1 protein-coding gene is annotated in these 3,287 nt (G+C 58.7%); it reads left to right on the top strand.

What is annotated here, in order from left to right; translation table 11 throughout:
* Window positions 1–491 precede the first annotated feature (491 nt).
* Window positions 492–2,966: a TonB-dependent receptor gene (locus J9870_RS20200; RefSeq protein WP_210639696.1), complete on the top strand. Its 2,475-nt coding sequence runs from the start codon at window positions 492–494 to the stop codon at window positions 2,964–2,966.
* Window positions 2,967–3,287 lie beyond the last annotated feature (321 nt).

Raw genomic sequence — 3,287 nt, 5'->3', positions numbered from 1 at the left:
CATGGCATGAACAAAAGGCCTTTGTGAGTTCTCGTTCCCACGCTCTGCGTGGGAATGCATCCCGTGACGCTCTGCGTCACCTTCCAGAAGCGGAACGCGGAGCGTCCCTGGCGGCATTCCCACGCGGGAGCGTGGGAATGATCGATGAAGGCAGCTGATATGGCATGAACAAAAGGCCGCCGCCTAACAGCGGCGGCCTTTTTTTATTATTTTTCGCAAATGATAAATAAACTCATTCCGGTTTTTTGCAGGTGCTGCGTCTTACTTAGGTATGTGGACAAATCGGGTCGAGCAGGACGCCCAGGCATCGGATTTGTCCAGTAAAGATTTCGCCGTCGTCCAGCCGAATGACCGTGCCCGGGGAGGGGCCGGTCGGCCACGCACAGACACATTGCCCTGAGGCAATCGACCGTGCGGGGTCTCTTGTGCTGGCGAGCGGCGGGCCCTTCGGCCCCAGGGACTTTTTACCTTTACCAATAATAGAGAGCACGATGTCATCCATTCATGAGTTGAAACCTCTGTTCAAGGCGCTCGTCATGTCCCGCGGCCTGCGTTCGCGTCGGGTGTTGGGCGGTCTGGGGCTGGTCTGCGCACTGCCCTTCAGTGCTCAGGTGATGGCGGAAGACGTCAGCATCAACATTCCCGCGCAACCGCTGCCGCAGGCACTGCAAGCGTTCGGTCAACAGACCAACCAGCAAGTGATCTACAACGCTAACGATATGGCCGACCTGAAAAGCAACCGCGTCAGCGGCAAGATGAGCCCGCAGGCGGCCATCGCCGAATTGCTCAAGGGCACCGGCGTGCGTTACAGCGTCGAGGGCAATACCCTGATGCTGGTGCGCGGTTCTACTGGTGAAGGCCTCGAATTGGGCGCGACCACCATCAGCGCACAGGCGTTGGACGCGACGACCGAAGGCAGCAACTCCTACACCAGTAACGCCGTGACCATTGGCAAGGGCACCCACACCCTCAAGGAAATTCCCCAGTCGATCACGGTGATGACGCGCAAGCAGATGGATGACCAGAACCTGGTCAGCCTCAAGGATGCCGTCAACCAGACCACCGGCATCGTCGGCCTGCAGGGCGTTGGCCAAGGCATGATCCTGTCGTCACGCGGTTTCCAGATCGACGACTGGCAGTACGACGGTGTGCCGATCCTGCGTAACAACTATTCGCTGGGCAACTGGGCGACCCAGGACCTGATCTTCTTCGACCGCCTGGAAATCATGCGCGGCGCCTCCGGCCTGCTGCAAGGCACTGGCAGCCCCGGTGGTGCCGTCAACCTGGTGCGCAAGCGTGGCCAGAGCGCACCGACCGTGACCCTGACCGGCAAGGCCGGCTCCTGGGATCACTACGGCCTGCAACTGGACGCCGGCGGCCCGCTGAACGAGGCCGGCAACATCCGCGGCCGTATCGTCGCCGATGAAGACCAGAGCAATTCCTTCGTCGACCATGCGTGGAGCACGACCCACTCGCTGTACGGCGCGCTGGACATCGACCTGAGCGAAGACACCACCCTGGGCTTTGCGGTCAGTCAATCCAACGGTGAATCGCGCGGCAATATCCGCGGTCTGCCGCGTTACGCTGATGGTTCGATGCCGGACGTGTCGCGTTCGACCTACACGGGTGCGCGCTGGAACCGTTCAGAAATCGATGTCACCACCTACTATGCCGATCTGGAGCATCGCTTCAACGAGGACTGGGCGTTCAAGGTGGGGGCCGTGTACATGACCGAAGATAACCAGGCGAAAAACCAGAGAACGCAAAATGGCGGTGTCGGTCTCAACCCCGATGGTAGCGGTGTGCAATATGCCGACTTCGTGACGGATTTCCAGTCCACGAAGTCCGGTCTGGACATGAACCTGACCGGCAAGTTCGAAGCCTTGTCGATGGCGCAGGAAGTCATGCTTGGCGGCAACTTCTCGCAGTTGGAGACGGATGATAAATTCGCCCGGACTTTCAACAACAGCAGCACCGACACGATCTTCGACTTGAATAACAACCGTCCGAACATCAGCTACGAGGGCCTGATCAACAGTCCGGGCGGGCGGGGCACCCTCAGCAAATACGATATCCGCCAGAAGGGTGTGTACGGCACCTGGCGCGTCAAGCCGGTCGACGACCTGACGTTGGTGCTGGGTTCCCGGGTCAGTTGGTATGACTTCAGCTACAAGTCGAAAACCGAAACCGCGGCCAACGGAATCACGCCCAACGACCCAAGCGTCGGGACTGAAACCGGCGTGGTCACGCCGTACGGCGGTATCATCTATGACCTGAGTCGTGAGTGGGCGGTGTACGCCAGCTACACCGATGTATTCCAGCCCCAGACCGAGGTCGATCCCAGCGGTTCGGTGCTCAAGCCCATCGTCGGTACCAACTACGAAGTCGGTCTCAAGGGGGAGCTGATGGACGGTCGGGTCAATACCTCCTTGGCAGTCTTCCGTTACGACCACGAGAACCGTGCCGTCTCCATCCCCGGTTGTACTGACGTGAACTGCTCCTCCGCCTCGGGGAAAGTGCGCAGTCAAGGTATCGATGCCGAAATCAGTGGTGAAGTGATGGACAACCTGCAGTTGTTCGCGGGCTATACCTACAACACCACCAAGTATCTGGAGGACCCGGACAATGAAGGTCGTATCTACAGTACCTGGACGCCGAAACACATGCTGCGTGTGTGGGGTAACTACCAGTTCACCGGCGACTGGAGCCGTGTTAGCACCGGCTTGGGCTTCACCACCCAAAGCCACACGATGGTTTATGACTATGACCGTGAAATCCCGGGTTACACCGTATGGAATGCCCGCGTCGGCTACCAGCTGACGCCGGAAATCGCTTTGGCGGTCAATGCCAATAACCTGTTTGACAAGACGTACTTAACGTCGGCTTACAACCAGCTCAATGGCAACAACAACTTTGGTGATCCGCGTAACCTGATGTTCTCTGTGAAGTACACTCCGGAGTTCTGATTCTTGCGTGAATGAGATAGATGCTGTCTTGTGCGTAATGTTGTTTGTTTGAGGAAACGGCGCTTTTCCGGGTAGGGGAAGCGCCGTTTTCTTTTGGGGTGGATGGGGTGGATTGTGTACATATCCGTTGCTGCGGTCACGGCGGCTGGCGGTTCCGCCCTTACGGCGGGTCACTTTTGGCAAACGCCCCAAAAGTAACCAAAAGGTCTTGCCCCACCACTTGGTGCCTCGCTTAGGCTCGGCATGCCCGAACGCAGGCATTGCTCCGTGGGCCGCCGCGAAGGGCCATCCATGGCCCAGCGCGGCTACCTCGGCATCCAT

Source organism: Pseudomonas sp. Tri1, from assembly GCF_017968885.1.
Lineage (GTDB): Bacteria > Pseudomonadota > Gammaproteobacteria > Pseudomonadales > Pseudomonadaceae > Aquipseudomonas.
The sequence above is the reverse complement of the archived record's forward strand: the minus strand, read 5'-3'. Positions and strand labels throughout refer to the sequence as shown.

What these genes read in the sequence shown, in the direction of transcription:
- J9870_RS20200 (WP_210639696.1), top strand. Translation starts at nt 492, where the DNA reads ATGTCATCCATTCATGAGTTGAAACCTCTGTTCAAGGCGCTCGTCATG.